The sequence below is a fragment of the Flavobacterium sp. IC2-16 genome, assembly GCF_055521455.1.
Window position 1 is genome coordinate 1623835 of sequence record NZ_CM145480.1, and the last position, 23577, is coordinate 1647411.

General features: G+C 35.8%; 22 protein-coding genes and 2 tRNA genes. 10 read left to right on the forward strand and 14 right to left on the reverse strand.

What is annotated here, in order from left to right; genetic code table 11:
• Nucleotides 1–40 precede the first annotated feature (40 nt).
• The 3 genes from ACZ1JT_RS07320 (at nucleotide 41) to aat (ending at nucleotide 2036) form a co-directional block, all read left to right on the forward strand.
• Nucleotides 41–913 carry a flavin reductase family protein gene (locus ACZ1JT_RS07320; protein ID WP_465093187.1) on the forward strand — a complete coding sequence of 291 codons (873 nt, stop codon included), beginning with the start codon at nucleotides 41–43 and terminating at the stop codon, nucleotides 911–913.
• 10 nt (nucleotides 914–923) lie between these two features.
• Nucleotides 924–1298, forward strand: a complete 375-nt coding sequence (locus tag ACZ1JT_RS07325; RefSeq protein ID WP_465093188.1) for a DUF3127 domain-containing protein — start codon at nucleotides 924–926, stop codon at nucleotides 1296–1298.
• 114 nt (nucleotides 1299–1412) lie between these two features.
• On the forward strand, nucleotides 1413–2036 hold the full coding sequence (gene aat, locus ACZ1JT_RS07330; RefSeq protein ID WP_465095281.1) for a leucyl/phenylalanyl-tRNA--protein transferase: 624 nt from the start codon (nucleotides 1413–1415) through the stop codon (nucleotides 2034–2036).
• Between the two features lie 3 nt (nucleotides 2037–2039).
• On the opposite strand, the gene ACZ1JT_RS07335 is transcribed toward aat, so the two are convergent.
• From ACZ1JT_RS07335 to polA, 10 genes are all read right to left on the reverse strand, one after another.
• A complete protein-coding gene (locus ACZ1JT_RS07335; protein ID WP_465093189.1) occupies nucleotides 2040–2258 on the reverse strand; it encodes a VF530 family protein in 219 nt (72 codons plus the stop codon).
• Nucleotides 2255–2989, reverse strand: a complete 735-nt coding sequence (locus ACZ1JT_RS07340; protein ID WP_465093190.1) for a YoaK family protein — start codon at nucleotides 2987–2989, stop codon at nucleotides 2255–2257. Before ACZ1JT_RS07340 ends, ACZ1JT_RS07335 begins: the two co-directional genes overlap by 4 nt.
• A gap of 1 nt (nucleotide 2990) precedes the next feature.
• A complete protein-coding gene (locus tag ACZ1JT_RS07345) occupies nucleotides 2991–3554 on the reverse strand; it encodes a DNA-3-methyladenine glycosylase I (protein ID WP_465093191.1) in 564 nt (187 codons plus the stop codon).
• Nucleotides 3547–4209 (reverse strand): queuosine precursor transporter, encoded by a 663-nt coding sequence (locus ACZ1JT_RS07350; protein WP_465093192.1) that lies wholly within the window; start codon nucleotides 4207–4209, stop codon nucleotides 3547–3549. The genes ACZ1JT_RS07345 and ACZ1JT_RS07350 overlap by 8 nt, the downstream gene beginning before the upstream one ends.
• A 92-nt stretch (nucleotides 4210–4301) precedes the next feature.
• Entirely contained in the window at nucleotides 4302–5123 is an 822-nt protein-coding gene (gene tsf, locus ACZ1JT_RS07355) for a translation elongation factor Ts (RefSeq protein ID WP_465093193.1), read from the reverse strand.
• A 101-nt stretch (nucleotides 5124–5224) separates the two neighbouring features.
• Nucleotides 5225–5989: a 30S ribosomal protein S2 gene (gene rpsB, locus ACZ1JT_RS07360; protein WP_465093194.1), complete on the reverse strand. Its 765-nt coding sequence runs from the start codon at nucleotides 5987–5989 to the stop codon at nucleotides 5225–5227.
• Nucleotides 5990–6127: 138 nt separating this feature from the next.
• On the reverse strand, nucleotides 6128–6514 hold the full coding sequence (rpsI, locus tag ACZ1JT_RS07365) for a 30S ribosomal protein S9 (RefSeq protein ID WP_465093195.1): 387 nt from the start codon (nucleotides 6512–6514) through the stop codon (nucleotides 6128–6130).
• Nucleotides 6514–6969 carry a 50S ribosomal protein L13 gene (rplM, locus tag ACZ1JT_RS07370; RefSeq protein WP_465093196.1) on the reverse strand — a complete coding sequence of 152 codons (456 nt, stop codon included), beginning with the start codon at nucleotides 6967–6969 and terminating at the stop codon, nucleotides 6514–6516. The genes rpsI and rplM overlap by 1 nt, the downstream gene beginning before the upstream one ends.
• A 140-nt stretch (nucleotides 6970–7109) precedes the next feature.
• Complete coding sequence (locus ACZ1JT_RS07375; RefSeq protein WP_465093197.1) at nucleotides 7110–8414, reverse strand: serine hydrolase domain-containing protein; 1305 nt, start codon at nucleotides 8412–8414, stop codon at nucleotides 7110–7112.
• A gap of 49 nt (nucleotides 8415–8463) precedes the next feature.
• On the reverse strand, nucleotides 8464–11304 hold the full coding sequence (polA, locus tag ACZ1JT_RS07380; protein WP_465093198.1) for a DNA polymerase I: 2841 nt from the start codon (nucleotides 11302–11304) through the stop codon (nucleotides 8464–8466).
• Nucleotides 11305–11461: 157 nt separating this feature from the next.
• On the opposite strand from polA, the gene ACZ1JT_RS07385 reads away from it, so the two are divergent.
• Together ACZ1JT_RS07385 and ACZ1JT_RS07390 are read left to right on the forward strand one after the other, a co-directional pair.
• On the forward strand, nucleotides 11462–12691 hold the full coding sequence (locus ACZ1JT_RS07385) for a metallophosphoesterase (RefSeq protein WP_465093199.1): 1230 nt from the start codon (nucleotides 11462–11464) through the stop codon (nucleotides 12689–12691).
• 73 nt (nucleotides 12692–12764) lie between these two features.
• Entirely contained in the window at nucleotides 12765–13061 is a 297-nt protein-coding gene (locus tag ACZ1JT_RS07390; protein WP_465093200.1) for a thioredoxin family protein, read from the forward strand.
• On the opposite strand, the gene ACZ1JT_RS07395 is transcribed toward ACZ1JT_RS07390, so the two are convergent.
• Nucleotides 13058–13708 carry a polysaccharide deacetylase family protein gene (locus ACZ1JT_RS07395; protein WP_465093201.1) on the reverse strand — a complete coding sequence of 217 codons (651 nt, stop codon included), beginning with the start codon at nucleotides 13706–13708 and terminating at the stop codon, nucleotides 13058–13060. The two genes, ACZ1JT_RS07390 and ACZ1JT_RS07395, sit on opposite strands and share 4 nt — an antisense overlap.
• Before the next feature lie 68 nt (nucleotides 13709–13776).
• Nucleotides 13777–17010 carry a glycosyltransferase family 117 protein gene (locus ACZ1JT_RS07400; RefSeq protein WP_465093202.1) on the reverse strand — a complete coding sequence of 1078 codons (3234 nt, stop codon included), beginning with the start codon at nucleotides 17008–17010 and terminating at the stop codon, nucleotides 13777–13779.
• A 165-nt stretch (nucleotides 17011–17175) separates the two neighbouring features.
• Between ACZ1JT_RS07400 and ACZ1JT_RS07405 the strand changes: the two genes are divergently transcribed.
• Nucleotides 17176–17246, forward strand: a tRNA-Gln gene (locus ACZ1JT_RS07405).
• Between the two features lie 67 nt (nucleotides 17247–17313).
• Nucleotides 17314–17384 (forward strand) — tRNA-Gln (locus ACZ1JT_RS07410).
• Nucleotides 17385–17434: 50 nt separating this feature from the next.
• Here the strand turns inward: ACZ1JT_RS07410 and ACZ1JT_RS07415 are convergent.
• Nucleotides 17435–18259: a universal stress protein gene (locus tag ACZ1JT_RS07415; RefSeq protein WP_465093203.1), complete on the reverse strand. Its 825-nt coding sequence runs from the start codon at nucleotides 18257–18259 to the stop codon at nucleotides 17435–17437.
• A 167-nt stretch (nucleotides 18260–18426) separates the two neighbouring features.
• On the opposite strand from ACZ1JT_RS07415, the gene rimP reads away from it, so the two are divergent.
• The 3 genes from rimP to infB are packed head-to-tail and all read left to right on the forward strand — an operon-like array spanning nucleotide 18427 to nucleotide 22970.
• Nucleotides 18427–18891: a ribosome assembly cofactor RimP gene (gene rimP, locus ACZ1JT_RS07420; protein WP_465093204.1), complete on the forward strand. Its 465-nt coding sequence runs from the start codon at nucleotides 18427–18429 to the stop codon at nucleotides 18889–18891.
• 14 nt (nucleotides 18892–18905) lie between these two features.
• A complete protein-coding gene (gene nusA / locus ACZ1JT_RS07425) occupies nucleotides 18906–20150 on the forward strand; it encodes a transcription termination factor NusA (RefSeq protein WP_465093205.1) in 1245 nt (414 codons plus the stop codon).
• A gap of 57 nt (nucleotides 20151–20207) precedes the next feature.
• Nucleotides 20208–22970, forward strand: coding sequence for a translation initiation factor IF-2 (gene infB / locus ACZ1JT_RS07430; protein WP_465093206.1), 2763 nt, complete (start codon nucleotides 20208–20210; stop codon nucleotides 22968–22970).
• A 55-nt stretch (nucleotides 22971–23025) separates the two neighbouring features.
• On the opposite strand, the gene ACZ1JT_RS07435 is transcribed toward infB, so the two are convergent.
• Nucleotides 23026–23415, reverse strand: a complete 390-nt coding sequence (locus ACZ1JT_RS07435; protein ID WP_465093207.1) for an SPOR domain-containing protein — start codon at nucleotides 23413–23415, stop codon at nucleotides 23026–23028.
• Between the last annotated feature and the right edge of the window lie 162 nt (nucleotides 23416–23577).

Below are 23577 nucleotides of genomic sequence, written 5' to 3' on the forward strand. Positions count from 1 at the left end.
TTTTCTATCAAAAAAGTATCTTTGTCAAAATTTTAGAACTATGATTAGTGTTGATCCTAAAGAACTCACACCAGTAAAGTTACAAGCTTATTTGCAAGGAGCGGTTGGTCCTAGACCGATAGCGTTTGCCAGTACAATGGATGAAAATGGTAATCCAAATTTATCTCCATTTAGTTTCTTTAATGTGTTTAGTTCTAATCCGCCAATTCTTATTTTTTCTCCGGCTAGACGTGTTCGCGATAATACTATAAAACACACATTAATTAATGCCGAAGCAACACGTGAAGTTGTAATTAATATTGTTACTTACGATATCGTTCAGCAAGCTTCTTTGTCGAGTACAGAATACGGAGACGGAGTTAACGAGTTTGAAAAAGCTGGATTGACAATGGTTCCTTCCGATGTGGTTAAACCTTTTCGAGTAGGTGAAAGCCCGGTTCAGTTTGAATGTAAAGTGAACGAAATTATTGCTCTAGGAACTGAAGGTGGTGCTGGTAATCTTATTATATGTGAAGTGGTGAAATTGCATATCAATGAAGCCGTTTTAGATGCTAATGGCACAATAGATCAGCACAAGATAGATTTGGTAGCTCGAATGGGTGGTAATTGGTATTCGAGAGCTAATCAAGGTTTGTTTGAAGTAGAAAAACCCTTGACTACACTTGGGATTGGGGTAGATGCTGTTCCGGATTTTGTTAAAGAAAGTCCGATTTTTGATGGAAACGATTTAGGAAAGTTAGGAAACGTTGAGGCGCTTCCAACTGAAGAAGAAATTGCTATCTTTGTAAAAGAAGATTTTTCCATTAAGGCGGTTTTGAGTTCAGACGACATGGAAAAGCAGCTTTTAAAAGCAAAAGAACATTTAAATAATAACGAAGTAGCTATGGCATGGAAAGTGCTTTTGGCAAAATAATAAGTAACGCATGGAAATTTCAGGAAAAGTAAAAGTAATAAACGGGGTACAACAAGTTAGTGCTAGTTTTAAAAAAAGAGAGTTGGTTGTAACTACAGATGAGCAGTATCCACAACATATTTTAGTTGAATTTACACAAGATAAATGTGATTTATTGGATAACTATCGTGTAGGGGAGTCGGTAAAAGTTTCTATCAATTTGCGTGGAAGAGAATGGACAAACCCGCAAGGGGAAACAAAATATTTCAATTCAATTCAAGGTTGGAGAATCGAGAAAATGCAAGCTGATGCTCCGGCTGCACAAATGCCTCCAATGCCAGCAGCGGAAGCTTTTGAACCAGCAACAAACTTCAACGAAGAAGAACACGACGATTTACCTTTCTAAAATTATAATTTAGAGATTTAAAGTCAGAAGTTTGAGGTCACTTGAGTTTCTGACTTTTTTATTTTGTAAAAATCAGTATTATCTGTGGCAAAAAATATTTATCTGTTAGACGATATGCTTTGGTTTCCTCCGGTTTCTGAAACTCATGACTCGGGAATTATTGCTTTTGGAGGTGACTTATCAATCGAACGTTTATTATTAGCTTATAAATCTGGAATTTTCCCTTGGTTTGAAGATGGAGAGCCTATTACTTGGTGGGCGCCCGAATGGAGGATGGTGCTTTTTCCAGAAGATTTTAAAGTATCTAAAAGCATGCGTAACATTTTGAATCGCAATAGTTTTAAAGTGACTTTTAATCAGAATTTTTCGGAAGTTATTGCTAATTGTCAATCGGTAAAAAGAGAAGGGCAGAACGGAACCTGGATAACCGACGATATGATTTCGGCATATTCTAAACTACATGAACAAGGCTATGCAAAATCTATTGAAGTTTGGTATGATGATACGTTAGTTGGCGGGCTTTATGGAGTCGATTTAGGTCATGTTTTTTGTGGAGAAAGCATGTTTTCTAAAATGGCTAATGCAAGTAAAGTTGCTTTTGTTTATTTGGTAGAATATCTTAAGATGAACAACTATGCACTTTTAGATTGCCAAGTGTATAATGAGCATCTGGAAAGTTTAGGATGTGTAGAAATTGCTCGTGATGACTTTATGATGATAGTAAATCCCAAAGAATAATTGTTACTTATTTATTTTTGGTAGTGTTTGGATGTATAATTCTTCCACTTTTTTTCTTGCCCAATCTGTCTTTCTCAAAAAAGTAAGACTTGATTTTACTGAAGGGTTTGACTTGAAACAATTTATTGGAATCAACTCCTCTAGAGTGTCAAAACCATAGTAGTCTACTAGAGTTTCTACAATGACTTTTAGCGTAACGCCGTGTAGTGGATCTTTATTCATGATTTATTTGGTTTTCGCATTTTTCTTAAAAACAAATTATAATAAAAAAGTAGGTTGTCTGCAATTAGTGCTAGTGTTAATAACAATGCAGCTGCAAGTATGGCTTTGATTCCGAATGAAGTAAACAATAAAGTGCCTGAGATGCATCCTAAAAAGAAGAAGGTGATAATTGAAAGTTTTAAAAAAATATTTCTTTTTAAAAGTGAAAGATTTGGATGATTTCGGTAGAAAATATATTGTGAGGTTTCTATGCCCAAATCGGTAAATAATCCTGTTAAATGAGTAGTTCGAACCACAGATTGCGAAATTTTTGTTACCAATGCGTTTTGCAATCCCATAGCAAATAAAAGGATGTAAGCGAGATAATTTACATTTTCAATAATTTCATATTGGTTTGAAAACGCTATAACAGTAAGTAATCCTATTTCTATAACAACAGGTGTCGTATGAATGAATTTTCTTTTATTAATAGCGGCTATTTCAATAAAAACATTTGATAAAAAAGCACCAAAAAAGAAAAAAACAATATAAAGTATGAAGGGTAAGGCTTTGGTGAATTTTCCAAGAATCATTTCTTCAGAAAAATAAGCAAAATGGCCTGTCACATTGGTGGTTAGGGTATTGATGGCTAAAACCCCAACACTATTTACGATTCCAGCAACTAATGACAAATTAGAAGCCAATCGTAAATTATGCCTAAATGTTCTTCTTTTTCCTTGATGTCTAAACATTCTATTTGTTTCTTGTCCAACAATCTTCTATATGATCGTTTACCATGCCGGTGGCTTGCATGTGAGCGTATACTACAGTAGAACCTACAAATTTGAATCCTCGTTTCTTTAAGTCTTTGCTATGCTTGTCTGATATTTCAGTAGTGGCTGGAACATCTTTTAAAGTTTTGCATTGGTTGTCGATAGGTTTGCCATCTACAAATCCCCAAATGTAGTTGGAGAACGTCCCGAATTCTTGCTGGACTTCCATAAAAGCAATAGCGTTACTAACGGCCGCTTTTATTTTTAAGCCGTTGCGAATGATGCCTGCATCTTGCTTTAAGCTTTCAATTTTATCTTCAGTATACTGGGATACTTTTCTGTAATCAAAATTGTCAAAAGCCAATCGGAAATTTTCGCGTTTCGCTAAAACCGTATACCAACTTAATCCGGCTTGGAAGGTTTCCAGTATAAGGAATTCAAATATTTTTTGATCGTCATATACAGGGATACCCCATTCGGTATCATGGTAGTTTCGGTATAAATCATCTTTTTCGCACCAAGCGCATCGGGTCTTGTTAGGCATCAGCTGTAGTGTTTTCGTGTAAGTATTTTTCAATTAAATAATGACCAAGGTAAATTAACGGGGTTAATACTATGGCCAAAATTAGCTTAAAAGTGTATCCGGTTGCCGACATATTCAGATACTGTTGGGTAGTGATTTTTCCAGTCATCCAAAAGGCTATTCCGGTTACAATAAAACTATCAATTAATTGCGAAATTATGGTTGATCCCGTACTGCGCAACCAAATCATTTTTTTGCCTGTTTTGTTTCGTAGAAACCAAAAGATACTTACATCGACCAATTGCGATACTAAAAAGGCTATTATGCTGGCAATCATAATAAAGAGTCCTTGTCCAAATACGGCGTAAAACTGTTCGTCGTTTACGGTTTGTCCTGTTACAAAAGCGGGTATTTTAGTTCCTATGAAAAGAATGAGAATACAGTAAGCAATTAAACCTGCTGTGATAAATGAAAGTTTTTTTACACCATCACGGCCAAAATGTTCGTTGATGATGTCGGTTGTAATAAAAACGATAGGCCAAGGTAAAATGCCTATACTCATGATGAATGGACCGATTTGAATGAGCTTGCCGCCAATTAATTCGGCTACTATGGCATTAGTGATGAAAATACCGGCTAAAATGATGTAAACGATGTCTTTCTTCGTCTTGAACATAAACGTGCTTTAAAATCAAATGTACGGCATTTTGGAGAATAAAAAAACCCCAATCCTACGACTGGGGTTTTGTATAGTAAGTTGAGGATTGATTATCCTAAAGCTACACGTTTGAAACCTGTAACTGTTAAACCACCATCAACCGATTTTACATAAGAAGCAACGCTCATAGAACCATCTTTAATGAAGTCTTGGTTTACCAAAGTGTTGTCTTTGTAGAAACGTTGGATTTTACCTTTAGCGATGTTATCTAACATAGCTTCTGGTTTTCCTTCTGCACGCAATTGTTCTTTAGCAATTTCGATTTCTTTTTCGATGATTGATGCATCTACACCAGCCTCGTTTAAAGCAATTGGATTCATTGCAGCAGCTTGCATTGCAACGTTTTTAGCAGCTTCGTCAGCTCCGTTTACGTTAGCAGATAATGATACTAATGTAGCAATTTTACCAGAGTGAACATAAGACCCTACGAAAGAACCTTCTAAACGTTCGAAAGAACCTACTTCAATTTTTTCTCCGATAACTCCAGTTTGCTCGATTAATTTTTCGTTAACTGTGATTCCACCGAAATCTGAAGCTAAGAAAGAATCTTTATCTGTATAGTTTAACGCTTGGTTAGCTAAATCTGTAGCTAATTTCACGAAACCTTCATTTTTACCTACGAAGTCAGTTTCACAGTTTAACGTGATTACTACACCAGCAGTTTTATCAGCATTTACAACAGCGATTGCAGCACCTTCCGTAGACTCTCTGTCTGAACGGTTAGCGGCTACTTTCTGACCTTTTTTACGTAAGTTTTCGATAGCTAAATCGAAATCTCCATCAGCTTCCACTAATGCTTTTTTACAATCCATCATACCAGCTCCGGTGATGGTTCTTAATTTATTTACGTCTGCAGCAGTTATTGTTGCCATTTTGTATTAAATTTTAAAGTTTAAAAATATAAAGTCGTTATAGTGAGAATGGTACAAAAGTAGACATCCATCAGCACAACGACTTTATGATAAGGTTATTTTTATTCTTCAGTTGAAGTTGTTGCTTCAGCTTTTGCTTCAGCTACTTCTCCAGCTGGTTGCTCGTCTTTGTCAGACTTTCTGTCAGAAAGACCTTCAACGATTGCACCAGAAACTAAAGATAAAACTTTGTCGATCGATTTAGAAGCATCGTCGTTTGCTGGGATAACGAAATCAACTTGACGTGGATCAGAGTTGGTATCTACCATAGCGAAAACTGGAATGTTTAACTTTTGAGCTTCTTTAACAGCGATGTGTTCTGCTTTGATATCTACAACGAATAACGCAGCCGGAAGGCGAGTCATGTCAGCAATTGAACCTAAGTTTTTTTCTAACTTAGCACGTAGACGATCAATTTGTAATTTTTCTTTTTTAGATAAAGTATCGAAAGTACCGTCTTTCTTCATTTTATCGATAGCAGCCATTTTTTTAACAGCTTTACGGATAGTAACGAAGTTAGTCAACATACCACCTGGCCATCTTTCAGTGATGTAAGGCATGTTTGCTGCTGCAGCTTTTTCTGCAACGATATCTTTAGCTTGTTTTTTGGTAGCTACGAAAAGTACTTTTCTACCAGATGCAGCGATTTTTTTCAAAGCTTCATTAGCTTCTTCAATTTTAGCTGCAGTTTTATATAGATTGATAATGTGAATACCATTACGCTCCATATAGATGTAAGGAGCCATGTTTGGATCCCATTTTCTAGTCATGTGTCCGAAGTGAACACCTGCTTCTAGTAATTCTTTAACTTCTACTTTGTTTGCCATTTTGTAATAGTTTACGTTCTGTTGAATTAGCAATGGTTGAGTAGCGATTGTCTCGGTCTGAACCATTTAGATGCTAAACTAATTCCCACCTCAATGGGAGAGCAACAAAAACTTAGTGTTTTTAAATAATAATAAATATTAACGTTTAGAGAATTGGAATCTCTTACGAGCTTTCTTCTGACCGAATTTCTTACGCTCAACCATACGAGGGTCACGTGTTAATAATCCTTCTGGTTTTAAGATTGCTCTGTTTTCAACTTCTACTTCACACATTGCTCTTGCGATAGCCATACGAACAGCCTCAGCTTGTCCTGTAGTACCACCACCGTATACGTTAACTTTTACGTCAAAGTTTCCTGCGTTCTCTGTCATTGCAAGAGGTTGCATAACTTTATATTGTAAAGTTGCTGTAGGGAAGTACGTTGCGAAATCTTTTTTGTTTACGGTAATGTTTCCTGTTCCTTTTGAAACATAAACACGTGCTACTGCACATTTTCTTCTACCGATTTTGTGAATAACTCCCATTACTTAAGATCGTTTAAGTTTACAGTTTTTGGTTGTTGTGCAGCGTGTTTGTGCTCAGAACCAACATTTACATTCAAATTACGGAATAACTCAGCTCCTAATTTGTTTTTAGGAAGCATTCCTTTTACAGCTTTTTCTACTAATAATGCAGGATTTTTTTGTTGCATTACTTTAGCAGTTAAACTTCTTTGTCCACCTGGGTAACCTGTGTGGCGGATGTATGTTTTATCCTCCAATTTGTTACCTGTTAGGTTAATTTTCTCTGCGTTAATAACGATAACGTTATCTCCACAGTCCACATGCGGTGTATAACTTGGCTTGTATTTACCTCTTAAAAGCATTGCTACTTTTGAAGCAAAACGACCTAAGTTATGACCTTCAGCGTCTACCACGATCCACTCTTTTTGAGCAGTCGCTTTGTTCGCCGATACTGTCTTGTAGCTTAAATTGTCCACGTTTTTTTTATTTTAATTAAACATTCCATTCCCAATTAAGGGAGTGCAAAAGTACAACTATTTATTAATAATGCAAACTACTTGTGTAATATTTTGTTGCTTGATTGTCAGTCAAATGTCTGATTGCCTGCGAAAAAAGATTATTCTTTTGTGAATTTGAATTCCATGCCTCCTTGTTTCAAAACCATTTTATTGTTTTCGAAAGTCATGTTAATGCCGGCAGAATCAAAGGTGAATTCTGTTGTGCTAATGGCGTTTAGCGGAAATGCGCTTTGCCCAGTTGCTTGTGCAATTAATTCGCCCTTTTCGGTTTTAATGATGATTTTAAGTGGTAAATCTTTTGAGGCATAGGTACCTTCGTAATTTTTTAGAATAGCTTCGTCTACTTTAATTGATGTTAGATTCGGAAACGGAAACGGCATTTTGTAATAGATGCTTAATATTCCAATTATAATATCGTTACGGTTGAAATTGTCTCCGTTAACAATTAATGAAACACCAAGTTTTTCCGTTGGATAGTAGCCTACTACCGATCGGTATCCTTCAATGCCGCCCGTGTGGCCAAAGAACTTGCGCTCACCAAAAGGAAAAGTTACCAAACCAATTCCGTAGCTTTGGTTGATTTGCGTCATTTCGTCTAACGAGGTTTGCTTTACTAGTTTTTCATTAAAAAGACCGCGCAACAAAGCAGTCAGATCGTTTGCGTTTGAAGTGATGCCTCCTGCAGCAAAAGGTAAAGACATGTCCCATTCCGGAAATAAATTCCATTTCAAACCATCATAAGTATAAGAATAGGCTTCGTTACGATTGATATCAACCTTATCAACCATATAAGTGTTTTTTAACTTTAGCTTATTGATAATTCGGGTTTTTAAGTTGGTAGCATAATTTGTTTTGGTAAGATCTTCGATAATACATCCTAAAACATAATAATTAGAATTGCTGTATTCGGCTTTGGAATTAGGCTCAAATACAGGTTGATACGAAGCTATTCGAGCAATCATGTCTTTTTTACTAACCTTTGCCATTACATTAACACTAGAATCAGCATTTACATAATCTAAAATTCCTGAACGGTGACGTAATAGGTCATTAATTGTGATTTTGTCGGCATTAGGGATTTGAGGGTAGAATTTTTTCAGCTTATCTTCTAACTTTAATCTTTTTTCTTCAACCAATTGCATAATCATCACCGCAGTGAAGGTTTTGGTAATAGAGCCTATTTTGTATTTGGTGTATCCATCAGGTTTGGTTTGACTTTCTGGTAAACCGTAAGCTTTAGAAAAAACGACATTATCGCCTTCGCGGATGCTTAACTGCCCCATGAACTTATTGTTTTGATTCAGATAGGTAAGTAAACTGTCAATTTTACGAAAGCGAGTGTTTTCTTGAGCGCTTATTGTAAATGAAACAGTTAAAAGAAAGTAGATGAATATCTTTTTCATGCTCTTTGTTATTTATTAATGATAGATGTATCTCGATGTAAACAAGTAATTAATGCGCTTCCAGCCAGTCTTTTCCAGTTCCTAAGTCTACTTCTAACGGAACAGATAGTTTAAAAGCATTTTCCATTTCATGTTTAATCATCGGTTTTATTTTTTCTAATTCACTGTTATGAACGTCAAAAACCAATTCATCGTGTACTTGCAATAGCATTTTTGATTTCCAATTTTCAGAAGTCAGTTTTTTGTGGATGTTTATCATCGCTATTTTAATGATGTCGGCCGCACTTCCTTGAATTGGAGCATTAACTGCATTTCGCTCTGCAGCACCACGAACCACGGCATTGGCTGAGTTGATGTCTTTTAAATAACGACGTCGTCCAGAAACAGTTTGTACATAACCGTGATCTCTAGCAAATGAAATTTGTTCTTGAATGTAAGCTCGCAAACGCGGATAGGTATTGTAATACGCATCAATCAATGCTGCACTTTCACTACGTGATAAGTTTGTCTGATTGCTCAATCCGAAAGCAGAAACACCATAAATAATACCGAAGTTTACCGTTTTAGCATTGCTTCGTTGTTCTTTGGTTACGGCTTCTAAAGCGACATTGAAAACTTTAGCTGCGGTAGAACGGTGAATGTCTTCTCCTTCTTGAAAGGCTTTAATCATGTTTTCCTCACCGCTCATCGCGGCAATTACTCGCAATTCAATTTGCGAGTAATCGGCAGAAAGCAACGTGTAGTTTTCATCTCTTGCAATGAATGCTTTTCGAATCAATCGGCCTCGTTCGGTACGAATTGGGATGTTTTGTAAATTTGGGTTATTCGAACTCAAACGACCAGTAGCAGCAACAGTTTGCATATAGTCGGTATGTACGCGATTGCTGCCTTTGTCAACTTGTTCGGGTAAAGAAACAATATATGTGCTTTGCAGTTTTACCATTTGGCGCCATTCTAAAATCTGTTGTACGATTTCGTGTTCGTTGGCAAGGTAGCTTAATACTTCTTCCCCAGTTGCGTATTGTCCGGTTTTGGTTTTCTTTTGTTTGGCACCACCAATTTTCATTTTTTCAAACAAAATATCACCCAACTGTTTCGGGGATGCCAAGTTGAACTTTTCACCGGCGGTTTCGTAAATCTTTTGCTCCAAGGCTTTTATTTCAACGTCCATATCTTTAGACATAGCTTTTAAATAATCCACATCTAAACGAATCCCTTCGCGTTCCATGTCGGCTAGTACTGTAATTAAAGGGATTTCAATTTCTTCGAATAATTTTTTAGTGCCGGCACTATCCAATTTTGGATCGAATACTTCTTTTAATTGTAGGGTAATGTCGGCGTCTTCGGCAGCGTATTCTTTGATATCTTCCAAAGCCACATCACGCATCGATTTTTGGTTTTTTCCTTTTTTACCGATAAGTGTTTCGATAGATTTTGGTGAATATTTTAGATACGTTTCGGCTAAAACATCCATATTGTGACGCATATCCGGATTGATCAAGTAATGCGCAATCATGGTATCGAACAGCTTTCCTTTTACCGTAACACCGTAATTGGCTAATATTTTTAAATCGTATTTGATGTTCTGGCCGATTTTAGTTATCTCTTCGTTTTCGAAAAACGGCTTGAATTTATCTACCAATTCTTGAGCTTCGTCTCTGTTTTCTGAAACTGGAACGTAGAATGCTTTTCCTTTTTCAAAAGAGAAAGACATTCCGACCAATTCGGCATGATTAGCATCGATGCCAGTGGTTTCGGTGTCGAAACACACTTCTTTTTGTTGAAGTAACGTTTGAATGAGCAATTTTACGCCTAAGTTTCCTTGGCTGATTTCATAATGATGTGTTGTATTTTCTAGTGTATTGTAATATCCTTGATGTCCAACTTCTGCTTCGGCATCTCCAGTTTCAAATAATGAAAACTGATCGTCATTTTTAGTTGATTTTTTAGCTGGTTTTGGAGTGTCACCATTTGAGGAGCTGTCAATTTCATCGTATTCCTTTCCGCTACCAAAAAGTTTGTCGAATTGCGTTTTTAACTGACGAAACTCTAATTCCATGAACAGAGCGTCGGTTTTTTCAACGTCTGGTTTCGATAATTCGTAATCGTTTTCGTTAAATGTTACAGGGCAATCCAATAATATAGTAGCAAGTTTTTTAGAAAGAATTCCTTGTTCTTTATTGGCTTCTATTTTTTCTTTTAAAGCCCCTTTTAGTTTGTCGGTGTTGGCTAATAGGTTCTCCATTGAACCGAATTCTGCTAACAACTTCTTAGCTGTTTTTTCTCCCACACCCGGTAATCCTGGAATGTTGTCAACCGCATCGCCCATCATGCCTAAAAAGTCAATAACTTGAAGCGGGTCTTCAATTTCGAATTTTGCTTTTACTTCTTCTACGCCCCAAATTTCAATATCGTTGCCTAAGCGAGCGGGACGATACATAAATATGTTTTCCGAAACCAATTGTCCGAAATCTTTATCGGGAGTTACCATGAAAACTTTGTAGCCTTCTTTTTCTGCTTGCTTGGCTATTGTTCCAATTAAATCGTCTGCTTCATAACCCGCTTCTTCAACAATTGGAATGTGCATGGCTCTTAAAAATTCTTGAATATAAGGAACTGCAATTTTAATAGCCTCAGGGGTTTCATCTCTGTTGGCTTTGTATGCTTCGAACATTTCACTTCTAACGGCACTACCACCTTTGTCAAAAGCAACGGCTAAATGATCTGGTTTTTCACGTTTGATGACATCGATCAATGAGTTCATAAATCCTAAAATGGCCGAAGTATCCATTCCTTTAGAATTTATTCTGGGGTTTTTTATAAATGCATAATAGCCACGAAAAATAAGCGCGTAAGCGTCTAGTAAAAAAAGGCGTTTTTGTTCAGACATGATTTTGTAAAAAGTATTAGAATGTAAAAATAAGGAAAGTGATAAGAATTTTGTAAAACTTGTGTCTTAAATAAAGTGTTACGTTAAAATTAATCTAAATTCTATTCGCTAAGCACTTCATTCTTCGTTACTTTGTGTTTCAAAAACAAAAAGACAAATGCGTTTAGTTTTTATAGGTGTAATATTATTATTGGTAGAGCTTTATGCTTTTCAGGCTTTTAAAACCATAACTAAGGAGAAGTGGATTTTATATGCTTACCAAATTACAAGTTTTTTAGCGTTCGTTTATATTATATATGGTTTCAGTCAGTTTGACCGAACTGTAGGGCAAAACAAGCAGACCTTATTTACAATGGGTTTGTTGTTGATTACCATTATTCCAAAATTATTGGTTGCTATTGTTCTTTTAGGGGAAGATATTTTTAGAATGTTTGCAACCATTATCAATTATTTTACACAAGCGGATAATATTTCTGAAGCTATTCCTGGTAGACGTAAGTTTGTGAGTCAAATTGCTATTGGTTTAGCAGCTATTCCATTCACTTCATTATTGTATGGAATGACTAAAGGAAAATATAATTTCAAGGTTATTAAACAAACTTTATTTTTTCCAGATTTACCTTCTGGATTTGATGGGATGACAATTACTCAAATTTCGGATGTTCATAGCGGTAGTTTTGATAATCCTGAGAAGATTGAATATGCTATCGATTTGGTAAATCAGCAAAAATCGGATTTGGTTTTGTTTACAGGGGATATAGTAAATACTCATGCTACAGAGATGCATCCTTGGGTTGAAACATTCCGAAAAATAGAAACTCCAAAATTGGGTAAATATTCGGTTTTAGGAAATCATGATTATGGTGAATATGTAGATTGGCCTTCTAACAGAGCAAAAGAAGAAAATTTTGAAGCAATAAAAGACTTATACCGTCAAATTGATTTTAAGTTATTGCTGAATGAAAATGTTAAACTTCGAAATGGGGAGGATGAAATCGCCTTGATTGGTGTTGAAAATTGGGGAGTGAAGTTTAAAAAAGCTGGAGATTTAACGAAAGCATCGCAAGGAGTAAAACCGGAAGATTTTAAAATTTTGATGAGCCATGATCCATCACATTGGAATGTGGAAGTACAAAATCATGAGAACAATTACCAGCTTACTTTGTCAGGGCATACACATGGTTTACAGTTTGGTATCGAAATCCCGGGCATTTTACGATGGAGTCCTGTACAGTATGTTTACAAGCAATGGGCTGGATTGTATGAAAATCTAGGCCGTTATATATACGTAAATCGCGGGTTTGGATTTCATGCTTATCCAGGTAGAGTTGGTATTTGGCCGGAGATTACTGTAATTCAACTAAAAAAAGGCGAAAGAATAGCATAAATGAGTAAAAATGTTATATTTGTAGGCTATTTAAGAACAAAAGTTTTTATTTAATTTTTTAAATTTCTCGCTTATGTCAAAATTCGGAGAACTTATTAATACTCACGTTCCGGTTTTAATCGATTTTTATACCGATTGGAACGAGTCTTCTGTGTCGATGCATCCTGTAATTAGAGATGTTGCTGCAGCACTTGGCGATAAGGCAAAAGTGATTAAAATTGACGTGGATAAAAATCAAGAATTGGCTGAGGCTTTACGTATTAAAGGCTTGCCAACTTTAATGATTTATAAGGCAGGTCAAATGGTTTGGAGACAATCCGGTGAGTTAGATGCTAATACATTAATTACTTTGGTTCAAGAAAACGCCTAGGTAATTATATCGAATTTATATCCTTTTTCTTTTAAAAATTTCAAAGCTTTTGGAAGACTGTATTTCAGGTTTTCAAAAGCTTTTTTGCTATCGTGAAAAACGATAATACTTCCGTTTGTTGTATTTCTTATTACATTTTCCAAGCATTTTTCGGTTGTAATAGCCGTGTCGAAATCGGCACTTAAAACATCCCACATAATGATTTTATAACCTAATTTTTTAAGCTTAGCGGCTTGCGAAGGTTTTATTTTGCCGTAGGGTGGTCGAAATAACTTTGTAAAAGCTGTATAGTGTGTGGGTATGTTTTTGTTGATTTCTTCAGTGCATTGCGTTATGTTTTCTAAATAGACTTTATTGCTTGTTTTCCATCCTTGTAAATGATTAAAGGTATGGTTTGCTACTTTATTGCCGTCCTGGATTATTTTTTGAAATACATCGGGATATTTCTTAATGTTATCTCCAATGCAAAAAAAAGTAGCTTTGGCTTCGTATTCTTTCAAAACAGATAAAACCCATTCGGTAACTTCAGGAGTTGGGCCGTCATCAAAAGTTAAAAATATCTTGTTCTCAGTATTAGGAATATCCCAAACCTGATTGGAAAATATTTTTTTTATAATCCGACTTGTCTTTATCCAGTATAAATTCATAGCATAAAAATAAGGCTTTCAAGGTTATGAACCTCAAAAGCCTTTGAAAATTGTGTTGAAAAGGTGTGTTATTCCATTTTTCTGCCAAAGCGTTCAAACAATTTGTTGTAACTGTTGAACTTGACTTTGTTTTCGTTGTAGAAATCTAAATCACCTCTGTCTTTCATGATTTCTAATAAACTACGGTAGCGTTCAATATCGGTAATGATACTTGAGTATACTTCGTTTTGTTCGGTAGGCTTCATACCACTGTAGTACGTTAAGTTACTTTGGTATTTACCCATTAATTTTTTAAGAATTGTTCTCGCTTCTTCTTTTTTGCCAATTTCATAATAGCCACCTGCAAATGGTTCAACAAAGGTGTAGTAACCAAAATAGTCAATTGGCATATTGTCCATGGCTAGTTTAATTACTTTTTCGGCTTTATCCTTTTTGCCTTCGTTGATTAAAGCTTCCATTAATCGGGCTAAATTGGTGCGATATGTAATTGAGTTTCGTCTTGTTTCAGTATCGTGATAGATGCTCGGACTTCCGCTATTACCCCAATCCCAAGCCATAACAGTTTTGTACATTTTTTCAGTGTCAATACTGCCCATGTCTAAAGGACTGGCTTGTTTGTCAAGAGGAGTTCTAATTGGAACTAATTTGTATACTAAACCGTCTAGTTGTAAATAATCTTTCATCCAGATAAAGTCTTCGTCTGCAAATGCTCCACCAGTGAAATAGATAGGTCTTTTCCAATGATTGTTTGCAACGATATCCAACATCATTAATCTATTGATGTAGATTGGCTCGCCTTTTAAATTAATGTCGATATTTTCTACAATAGAATCATTCAGATATGGTGAAACGACTTTGTTTTTAAGAACCTCATTTTTGTCCACAGGAATGCGAATTTTGTCTGTAGGGTAATAGTGAACTCTGTGTCCATTTCTCATTTCTACTGTTGTTCTTTCATCATCTGAAGCTATGAAAGCTAATAAATCGTCAAGCAGCATGCCGTTTTCTGTAATCGGTTTATGAATCACGAAGTCACGTTTACCGCCAACATATTGGTCGTGTGTAAAACGAATAGGAACCGGATCTGAACTGTAGGCCTTGGCTTTCATTTGGTCGATATACCAATCGGTAGCAAAAAGGCTTGTACAGACAATTCGAACGTCGGTTCTGTGACCTTCAATTTCTTGGGCATACCAAAGTGGGAAAGTGTCATTATCACCAATGGTAAATAGTATAGCGTTGGGTTCGCAAGAATCCAGATAAGCCTTAGCCATAGCTATAGCAGTATATTTTCCAGAACGATCGTGATCATCCCAATTTTCTTTAGCCATAATAAAAGGAGCGGCTAGAAGCGAAACGGCAATAATAACAGGTCCTGCTATTTTTGGTTGTAAATATTTCTTGAAAGCATCGTATAGGGCATAAACCCCAAAACCAACCCATATTGCAAATATGTAAAACGATCCTACAACGGCATAATCTCTCTCACGAGGTTCAAAAGGGCGTTCATTAAGGAAGATCTTAAGTGCAAAGCTATTGAATAGGAATAAAACCAATAAAATGTAAAAACTTTTCTTGTCTTTTGAAGCGTGAAAAATTAATCCAAGTACACCAAGTAAGAAAGGTAAAAAATAATACGTGTTTCGTGCTTTGTTGTGCGCTACATCATCCGGAAGGTTTTTCTGTGTTCCAAGATGAAGTTGATCGATAAAATCGATGCCGCTAAGCCAGTTTCCGTTTTGAGTATCGTATTTACCTTGAACATCGTTTTGTCTTCCAACAAAGTTCCATAGTAAATACCTCCAATACATATATCCAAACTGGTATTCAAACATGAATTTCATATTGTCGGCAAACGAAGGTTTTTCGATGATAAGGTAATCGCCATAACCTTTCAAGAACTTGTCGTAATCTTCAATGTCTATTTTGCCAGCAGCATATCCTTTTCTGAATTCAGAAACGATTTCTGTCATTTGACCTAATTCGTCCTCCATTAAATTTCCATCTTCGTCCACAAAAGCCTGTTGGTTAATTTTGAAGTCTAACGGTTTGGTAAATGTCATGTAGTTTTCAGCATGATCTGGGCTCCACATTCTAGGGAGTATTCCTTTATGGGCATCGCTGGTATTTTGTTTGGCTTTAACATAATTGTTTACAATTACATAAGTGCCCGTCTTGTAATCTCTTTCGTAGTTGGGTTTTTCGTCCAAATATGGGTTTAATTCATCTAAGCCTGCATAGGTTTCAGAGAATAATGGGCCGTAAAAGGTTTTTTGTTCCCCGTATTGTTCACGATTGTAATAGGCTAAAACTTCAGCAGCATCAGAGGGTTTGTTTTCGTTAATAACCACATTTGCATTTGCACGAATAGGTAGCATCATCCATGTAGAAAACCCAATAAGTACAAAAAGTATGCAAAGTAATAAGGTATTGAAAAATGGTTTTTCTTTTTTGCGAGTGTATTTTAATCCGAAATAGAAAAAAGCAACAATTAGTAAAAAAGCAAAAATTGTTCCCGAATCAAATGGTAATCCTAGGCTGTTAACCATAAAAATTTCTGTTTTACCAAAGAATGCAAGGGTATAAGGCAAAAGAAATTTAAAGAAGAAAAACAACACTGCTACCACCGAAAGATTGGCAATTATGAAGTTTTTTATGGTGATTTTTTCGTAATTTTTAAAATAATAAAGTAACCCGATTGATGGAATCGTTAATAACGCCATAAAGTGTACGCCAAACGAAAGACCAATCATTAACGAAATCAAAAGCAACCAACGGTTTCCTTTAGGTTTATGCATGTCTTCTTCCCAGCGTAAAGCAAGCCAGAAAATAATTGCAATAAATAACGTAGCCATGGCATAAACTTCGGCTTCCACGGCGTTAAACCAAAAGCTATCCGAAAAAGTAAAAGCTAAGGCGCCTACGAATGAACTTCCTAAAACAACAATAGCATTGTTGTTGTTGAATTCGGTAAACGAGCTTACTATTTTTCTTAAAATAATTGTGCTCGACCAAAATAAAAACAAAATGGTAAAAGCACTTGAAAAAACCGACATCATGTTGACCATGACGGCAACCTTTTCAGGGCTAAAAGCAAACATGGCAAAGAAAGCTCCAATCATCTGGAATAATGGGGCACCCGGTGGGTGTCCTACTTCTAATTTTGCTGAGGTGGCAATGTATTCACCACAATCCCAAAAACTTAATGTGGGCTCTACGGTTAATGTGTAAGTTATTAGTGCAATTGCAAATGCGAACCAGCCTAAAATGGTGTTCCACTTTTTGAAGTTAAATGTTACCATGTATAACGTTTGTCTATTATGCGGATTAATTTCAATACAAAGAAACTCTTTTTTTGTATATAGAAACGCACAAAACTTTTTTTTAATATTTTTTTTGGTAAAAATTTGCTTTGAATAAAATATGTGCTACATTTGCACCCGCAATCAGTCTTAGGGCGATTTTATTGGTCCATGGTGTAATGGTAACACTCCGGTTTTTGGTACCGTCATTCTAGGTTCGAGTCCTAGTGGACCAACAAAAAACCTCTCTGAAACGGGAGGTTTTTTATTAAATTGAATTTTCTAAGCGATTGTATAAGGTATTGGTCCATGGTGTAATGGTAACACTCCGGTTTTTGGTACCGTCATTCTAGGTTCGAGTCCTAGTGGACCAACAAAAAAGCCCCGAAGTATTTTCGGGGCTTTTTTTATTGTAATGGTTTGATTATATTTTGAAAGTCACTACTGGTCGAACAGCATGGTTTACTAGGTCTTCGCTGATACTTCCATTGAAGAAATGCGCTAAACCTTTACGGCCATGTGTACTCATACCAATCATATCTGCATCAATACTGTTGGCGAAATTTAAAATTCCTTTTTCAATATTTACATCATTGTAGATGTGTGTGCTGAAATTGTTGATATTGAATCCTGAAACAAAGTCACTGATTATTTTTTCAGCAACCGCTGTAGATTTGAAGTTGTTTGGTGTATTGATTGATACTAAATGCAAGTGAGCGCCAAATTTGTTTGAAAACTCAACTGCTTTTGCGAATGTTCCTTTAACTTCATCAGAGAAATCAGAAGCAAAAACAAATTTGTTGATATCGAATTCGCCCATTTCTTTTTTAATTACCAATACGGGAACTTCAGAAGTACGAACTACTTTTTCAGTATTTGAACCGATAATCATTTCTTTAAAGCCGTTAGAACCATGCGATCCCATAACAATTAAGTCGATATCATTTTTCTTACTGATATCCATAATTCCTTCGAAAGTACCTTCTATTTTGATGATTTCAGAAATATCAATACCTTCTAAATAGCTTGCCTCAGTTAGATCATCTAGTTTTTCTTCGGCTCTTTTCTTGAAATACATGATTTCAGGAATGTCGTGACCTTGGTGGAATGGGTCGTTGGCTTCATGAGGTAATTCTAACATGTGAAGTATGAAAATTTCACCATTATTTTTTTTGGCTATTTGAGCGGCTACTTTAAGTGCGTATTCGGCATGTTTTGAAAAATCGGTAGGTACTAAAATTTTTTTCATAATTATTAAGTGTGAGAAAATAGTGTTAAAAATCTTTTTATAAAGATATAAATTAATTTAGAATTCACAATGATTTTTAAAATTTAAAAAAATTTGTATATTTGCACCGTTATTACAAGCAGAACTAAATGACGAGGCACGCAGAGCGTGCCTCTTTTTATACAAATATGACGTTTAAAGAAAAAGTTGGTAATATTCTTGAAACAGCATTGGCAGAGCGTCCATCGCTTTTTCTTATAGATTTTACAATTTCTGAGGCTTATAAAATTATCGTAACTTTAGATGGTGATAATGGGGTTAATCTTCAAGATTGTATTGATGTAAGCAGGGTGGTTGAAAACGGCTTAGATCGTGAAGAACAGGACTTTTCGTTGGAAGTGGCTTCGGCAGGAGCTACAAGTCCGTTGAAAATGCCACGCCAATTCAAGAAAAATGTAGGTAGAAGTTTGAAGGTTACTACGGCTACCGAAAAAATCGAGGCAACCTTAACCGAGGCTAATGATGCATTCATCGTTTTAGAATGGAAAGCCCGTGAGCCTAAACAAATTGGAAAAGGAAAAGAAACTGTTCAAAAACGAGCAGAGATAAAATACGAAGATATTAAAGAAGCAGTTGTTATAATAACATTTTAAATCAAAGAGTTAGCATGGAAAATATTGCATTAATCGAGTCGTTTTCAGAATTTAAAGACGATAAACTAATCGATAGAGTTACCTTAATGGCGATTTTAGAAGATGTGTTCAGAAATGCATTGAAAAAGAAATACGGTTCTGACGATAATTTCGATATCATTATTAATCCCGACAAAGGAGATATGGAAATTTGGAGAAACCGAGTTGTAGTGGCTGATGGTGAAGTGGAAGATTCTAACTCCGAAATTTCGCTTTCCGAAGCTCGTAAAATTGAACCGGATTTTGAAGTTGGCGAAGAGGTTTCAGAAGAAGTTAAATTAATACAATTGGGAAGAAGAGCAATTTTGGCTTTACGTCAAAACTTGATTTCTAAAATCCATGAACATGATAATACCAATCTTTACAAACAATTTAAGGATTTGGTTGGAGAAATTTATACCGCTGAAGTTCACCACGTACGTCCAAAAGCTGTAATTTTGGTTGACGACGATGGTAACGAAATTGTGCTTCCGAAAGAAAAACAAATTCCATCAGACTTTTTCCGTAAAGGTGATAATGTTCGTGGAATTATTGAAAGCGTTGAGTTAAAAGGAAATAAGCCGCAAATTATTATGTCAAGAACTTCAGAGTTGTTCCTTGAGAAATTATTTGAGCAAGAGATTCCTGAGGTATTCGACGGTTTAATCATGATTAAAAAAGTGGTTCGTATTCCAGGTGAAAAAGCAAAAGTAGCGGTAGATTCATACGATGATAGAATTGATCCTGTTGGTGCTTGTGTAGGAATGAAAGGTTCTCGTATTCACGGAATTGTACGTGAACTTGGAAACGAAAATATCGATGTAATCAACTATACAACTAACGAGCAATTATATATTACTAGAGCTTTAAGTCCTGCAAAAGTTTCTTCAGTGAAAATTGATGAAGAAAAGAAAGCGGCTGAAGTTTTCTTGAAATTGGAAGAAGTTTCCAAAGCAATTGGTCGTGGAGGTCATAATATTAAATTAGCAGGCTTGTTAACGGGTTACGAATTGGATGTTATTCGTGAAGGTAATTTAGCTGAAGAAGAAGATGATGTTGAATTAACTGAATTCTCAGACGAAATCGATGCTTGGGTTATCGAAGAATTTGCTAAAATTGGTTTAGATACTGCAAGAAGCGTATTGAAACAAGATGTTGCGGATTTGGTAAGAAGAACCGATTTAGAAGAAGAAACCGTTCTAGATGTAATGCGCATCCTTAAAGAAGAATTTGAAGATTAATTCAAAAGAACAATAACAACACAACATACATAATTACGATAATTATAAAAAGATTATATGTCTGAAGAAAGAGTAATACGAATTAACAAGGTTTTAAGGGAATTAAATATTTCTCTGGACAGAGCTGTGGACTATCTCAAAGAAAAGGGTCATACCATTGAATCGAGTCCTAATGCTAAAATTTCCAATGAGGAATATACCGTCTTGTGCAATCAGTTCTCTGCCGATAAAGGAAAGAAAGTAGCGTCTCTTGAAGTAAGCGAAGAAAAGAAAAAGGAAAAAGAAGCCCTTCGAATTGAACGCGAAAAAGAAATTGAAGAAAAACGCAAAGAAGAAGAAAAACAGCGTCAAGAAGTAATTAAAGCTAAAGCTTCGCTTTCTGGACCTAAAGCTGTTGGAAAGATTGAACTTGAGCCTAAAAAACCAGAAGTTGTTGCGGAAAAACCTGTTTCAGAACCTGAAGTAATTCCTGTGGAGGAGCCTAAAGCTGAAGAGCCTAAGGTAGAAGTTCAAGAGCCAAAAGAGGAGAAAAAAATAAAAATTAAAGCGGATAAAACTGAGTCTGCGCCAGAAGTGGCAAAAACCGAAGAGCCTGCTGTTGATGAAAAAATCGAAACGCAGTATCAAAAATTATCCGGAGCTACTTTTACAGGACAGACTATCGATCTTTCTCAGTTTAATAAACCTAAAAAGAAGAAGGAAGAGTTTAAAAAAGATGGCAATAAACCTAATACGGGCGCGGCTAATCAAAACTCAGATCCGAATAAAAACAAAAGAAAAAGAATTACCAAGCCTAATACTCCGGGAACTCCTGGACAAGGTGGTACAAACCAACAAGGTGGTGCTAATAAAGGTAAATTCAACAAAGACTTCAAAAAAGGTGGAAAAGCAGCAATTGTTGCTAAAGTAGAGCCTACAGAAGAAGAGGTTAAAAACCAAATTAAAGAAACTCTTGAAAGACTTCAAGGGAAAGGAAATAAATCAAAAGCGGCTAAATACCGTAGAGATAAACGTGATTCTCACCGTCAGCGTAGTGAGGATGAAATGCAGGCAATTGAAGAAGGAAGCAAAGTTTTAAAAGTTACCGAATTCGTAACGGTTGGAGAAATTGCTTCGATGATGGATGTGCCAATTACGAAAGTCATTGGAACCTGTATGTCTTTGGGTATCATGGTTACCATGAACCAACGTTTAGATGCGGAAACACTTTCTATTGTTGCTGATGAATTTGGATATGAAGTAGAATTTACTACTGCCGATATCGAAGAGGCTATCGAAGTAGTGGAAGATCGTCCAGAAGATTTAGTACACAGAGCGCCAATTGTAACGGTAATGGGTCACGTAGATCACGGTAAAACTTCCTTATTGGATTACATCCGTAAAGCGAATGTTATTGCTGGTGAGTCTGGGGGTATTACTCAACATATTGGAGCTTACGGGGTAGAATTGGAAAACGGACAAGAAATTACGTTTTTAGATACACCGGGTCACGAAGCGTTTACCGCAATGCGTGCGCGTGGTGCTCAAGTTACCGATATTGCAATTATTGTAATTGCGGCAGACGACGATATCATGCCACAAACAAAAGAGGCTATCAGTCATGCGCAAGCAGCTGGAGTACCGTTGATTTTTGCTATCAATAAAGTAGATAAGCCTACGGCTAACCCTGAAAAAATTAAAGAGAAATTAGCTGCTATGAACCTTTTGGTAGAAGATTGGGGTGGTAAATACCAATCTCATGATATTTCTGCAAAAATGGGTATGGGAGTTAAAGAGCTTTTAGAAAAAGTATTGTTGGAGGCTGAAATCTTAGATTTAAAAGCGAATCCTAAAAAACCTGCTGTAGGAACAGTAGTAGAAGCGCAATTAGATAAAGGGCGTGGATACGTAACTACAATTTTGGTTCAGGCTGGTACACTTCGAATCGGAGATTATGTATTGGCAGGTAAAAACCATGGTAAGGTAAAAGCAATGTTCGATGAGCGAGGAAATTCTGTAAAAGAAGCAGGTCCGTCTACACCAATTTCAATTTTAGGTTTAGATGGTGCGCCAACAGCAGGTGATAAGTTCAATGTATTTGAAGATGAAAGAGAAGCGAAACAAATTGCGGCTAAACGTATGCAATTGTTACGTGAGCAATCGGTTCGTACGCAAAAACATATTACACTTGCCGAAATTGGTCGTCGTATTGCATTGGGTCAGTTTAAAGAATTGAACATTATCTTAAAAGGAGACGTGGACGGTTCGGTTGAAGCGTTATCAGATTCATTCTCTAAATTATCGACTGAAGAAATTCAAATCAGAATTATTCATAAAGGTGTTGGAGCGATTACGGAATCTGATGTATTGTTAGCTTCTGCTTCTGATGCAATTATTATCGGATTTAACGTGCGTCCTCAAGGAAATGCGAAACAATTAGCAGAGAAGGAAGAAATCGATATCCGTCACTATTCTATTATCTACGATGCAATCGATGATTTAAAAGATGCGATGGAAGGAATGTTGTCTCCAGAATTGAAAGAAGAAATTACAGGTACTGCAGAAGTGCGTGAATTGTTCAAAATTTCGAAAGTGGGAACAATTGCCGGATGTATGGTTACCGATGGTAAGATCTTCAGAAATTCTAGAATTCGTTTAATTCGTGAAGGAGTTGTAATTTACACAGGTGAATTGGCTACTTTGAAGCGTTTTAAAGACGATGTTAAAGAAGTTTCTAAAGGATACGATTGTGGTATGCAGATTAAAAACTACAACGATTTAAGAGAATACGATTTAATTGAAGCTTTCCAAGAAGTTGAAGTTAAAAAGAAACTTAAATAAACATAAGTTAATACAATAAAAAGGCCCGATTTTTTAATCGGGCCTTTTTTATTTTTTATTTGTTGGGCTGTAAGAGTAATGCGGTTGGATATTTTTTTAAAATCTCTTTGTAATTTTTTTCAGCTTCAATACGTGTTTTAAAATTACCGACCCAAACTTTATAGGAAGGATTGGTGTAGATTATGGTCCCGTCAAGGTTTTTAAACTCTTTTTTAAAGGCAATTAAGCTTTTTTTGGCCTCATCGTTAGTGCCGTAGTAAATTTGTACCTTATAGCGGTCGTTAACGGTTATGGAGGCATTTATTTTTCTTTTTTCATTTAATAAGTTTGCAAATCGCGAATCTTGGATAATGTTAATATTTCCATTTTGTGCAAAGCTTTTTGTCGAAAAAAAAGCAGTCATTAAAAATAAAATAAATAGAGGTTGTGGTCTTAAAAATCTCATAATGAAGTATGTTTGAAACAAAAATACAACTTAAATCGGTTTGGCAAAACGGCTAATTTATTTAGAATTGATATAAATTACAATTTAAGATAAATTTAAGGTTTTGATAATAGTTCATAAGTCGTATTTTTGTCCCAGTTTATGAATAAGGTGTGTGCTATG

Excerpts from the sequence above, each read along its gene's own strand:
- ACZ1JT_RS07320 (WP_465093187.1), top strand. The coding sequence starts at position 41 with ATGATTAGTGTTGATCCTAAAGAACTCACACCAGTAAAGTTACAAGCT.
- ACZ1JT_RS07325 (WP_465093188.1), top strand. The coding sequence starts at position 924 with ATGGAAATTTCAGGAAAAGTAAAAGTAATAAACGGGGTACAACAAGTT.
- aat (WP_465095281.1), top strand. The coding sequence starts at position 1,413 with ATGCTTTGGTTTCCTCCGGTTTCTGAAACTCATGACTCGGGAATTATT.
- ACZ1JT_RS07335 (WP_465093189.1), bottom strand. The coding sequence starts at position 2,258 with ATGAATAAAGATCCACTACACGGCGTTACGCTAAAAGTCATTGTAGAA.
- ACZ1JT_RS07340 (WP_465093190.1), bottom strand. The coding sequence starts at position 2,989 with ATGTTTAGACATCAAGGAAAAAGAAGAACATTTAGGCATAATTTACGA.
- ACZ1JT_RS07345 (WP_465093191.1), bottom strand. The coding sequence starts at position 3,554 with ATGCCTAACAAGACCCGATGCGCTTGGTGCGAAAAAGATGATTTATAC.
- ACZ1JT_RS07350 (WP_465093192.1), bottom strand. The coding sequence starts at position 4,209 with ATGTTCAAGACGAAGAAAGACATCGTTTACATCATTTTAGCCGGTATT.
- tsf (WP_465093193.1), bottom strand. The coding sequence starts at position 5,123 with ATGGCAACAATAACTGCTGCAGACGTAAATAAATTAAGAACCATCACC.
- rpsB (WP_465093194.1), bottom strand. The coding sequence starts at position 5,989 with ATGGCAAACAAAGTAGAAGTTAAAGAATTACTAGAAGCAGGTGTTCAC.
- rpsI (WP_465093195.1), bottom strand. The coding sequence starts at position 6,514 with ATGGGAGTTATTCACAAAATCGGTAGAAGAAAATGTGCAGTAGCACGT.
- ACZ1JT_RS07375 (WP_465093197.1), bottom strand. The coding sequence starts at position 8,414 with ATGAAAAAGATATTCATCTACTTTCTTTTAACTGTTTCATTTACAATA.
- polA (WP_465093198.1), bottom strand. The coding sequence starts at position 11,304 with ATGTCTGAACAAAAACGCCTTTTTTTACTAGACGCTTACGCGCTTATT.
- ACZ1JT_RS07385 (WP_465093199.1), top strand. The coding sequence starts at position 11,462 with ATGCGTTTAGTTTTTATAGGTGTAATATTATTATTGGTAGAGCTTTAT.
- ACZ1JT_RS07390 (WP_465093200.1), top strand. The coding sequence starts at position 12,765 with ATGTCAAAATTCGGAGAACTTATTAATACTCACGTTCCGGTTTTAATC.
- ACZ1JT_RS07395 (WP_465093201.1), bottom strand. The coding sequence starts at position 13,708 with ATGAATTTATACTGGATAAAGACAAGTCGGATTATAAAAAAAATATTT.
- ACZ1JT_RS07400 (WP_465093202.1), bottom strand. The coding sequence starts at position 17,010 with ATGGTAACATTTAACTTCAAAAAGTGGAACACCATTTTAGGCTGGTTC.
- ACZ1JT_RS07415 (WP_465093203.1), bottom strand. The coding sequence starts at position 18,259 with ATGAAAAAAATTTTAGTACCTACCGATTTTTCAAAACATGCCGAATAC.
- rimP (WP_465093204.1), top strand. The coding sequence starts at position 18,427 with ATGACGTTTAAAGAAAAAGTTGGTAATATTCTTGAAACAGCATTGGCA.
- nusA (WP_465093205.1), top strand. The coding sequence starts at position 18,906 with ATGGAAAATATTGCATTAATCGAGTCGTTTTCAGAATTTAAAGACGAT.
- infB (WP_465093206.1), top strand. The coding sequence starts at position 20,208 with ATGTCTGAAGAAAGAGTAATACGAATTAACAAGGTTTTAAGGGAATTA.
- ACZ1JT_RS07435 (WP_465093207.1), bottom strand. The coding sequence starts at position 23,415 with ATGAGATTTTTAAGACCACAACCTCTATTTATTTTATTTTTAATGACT.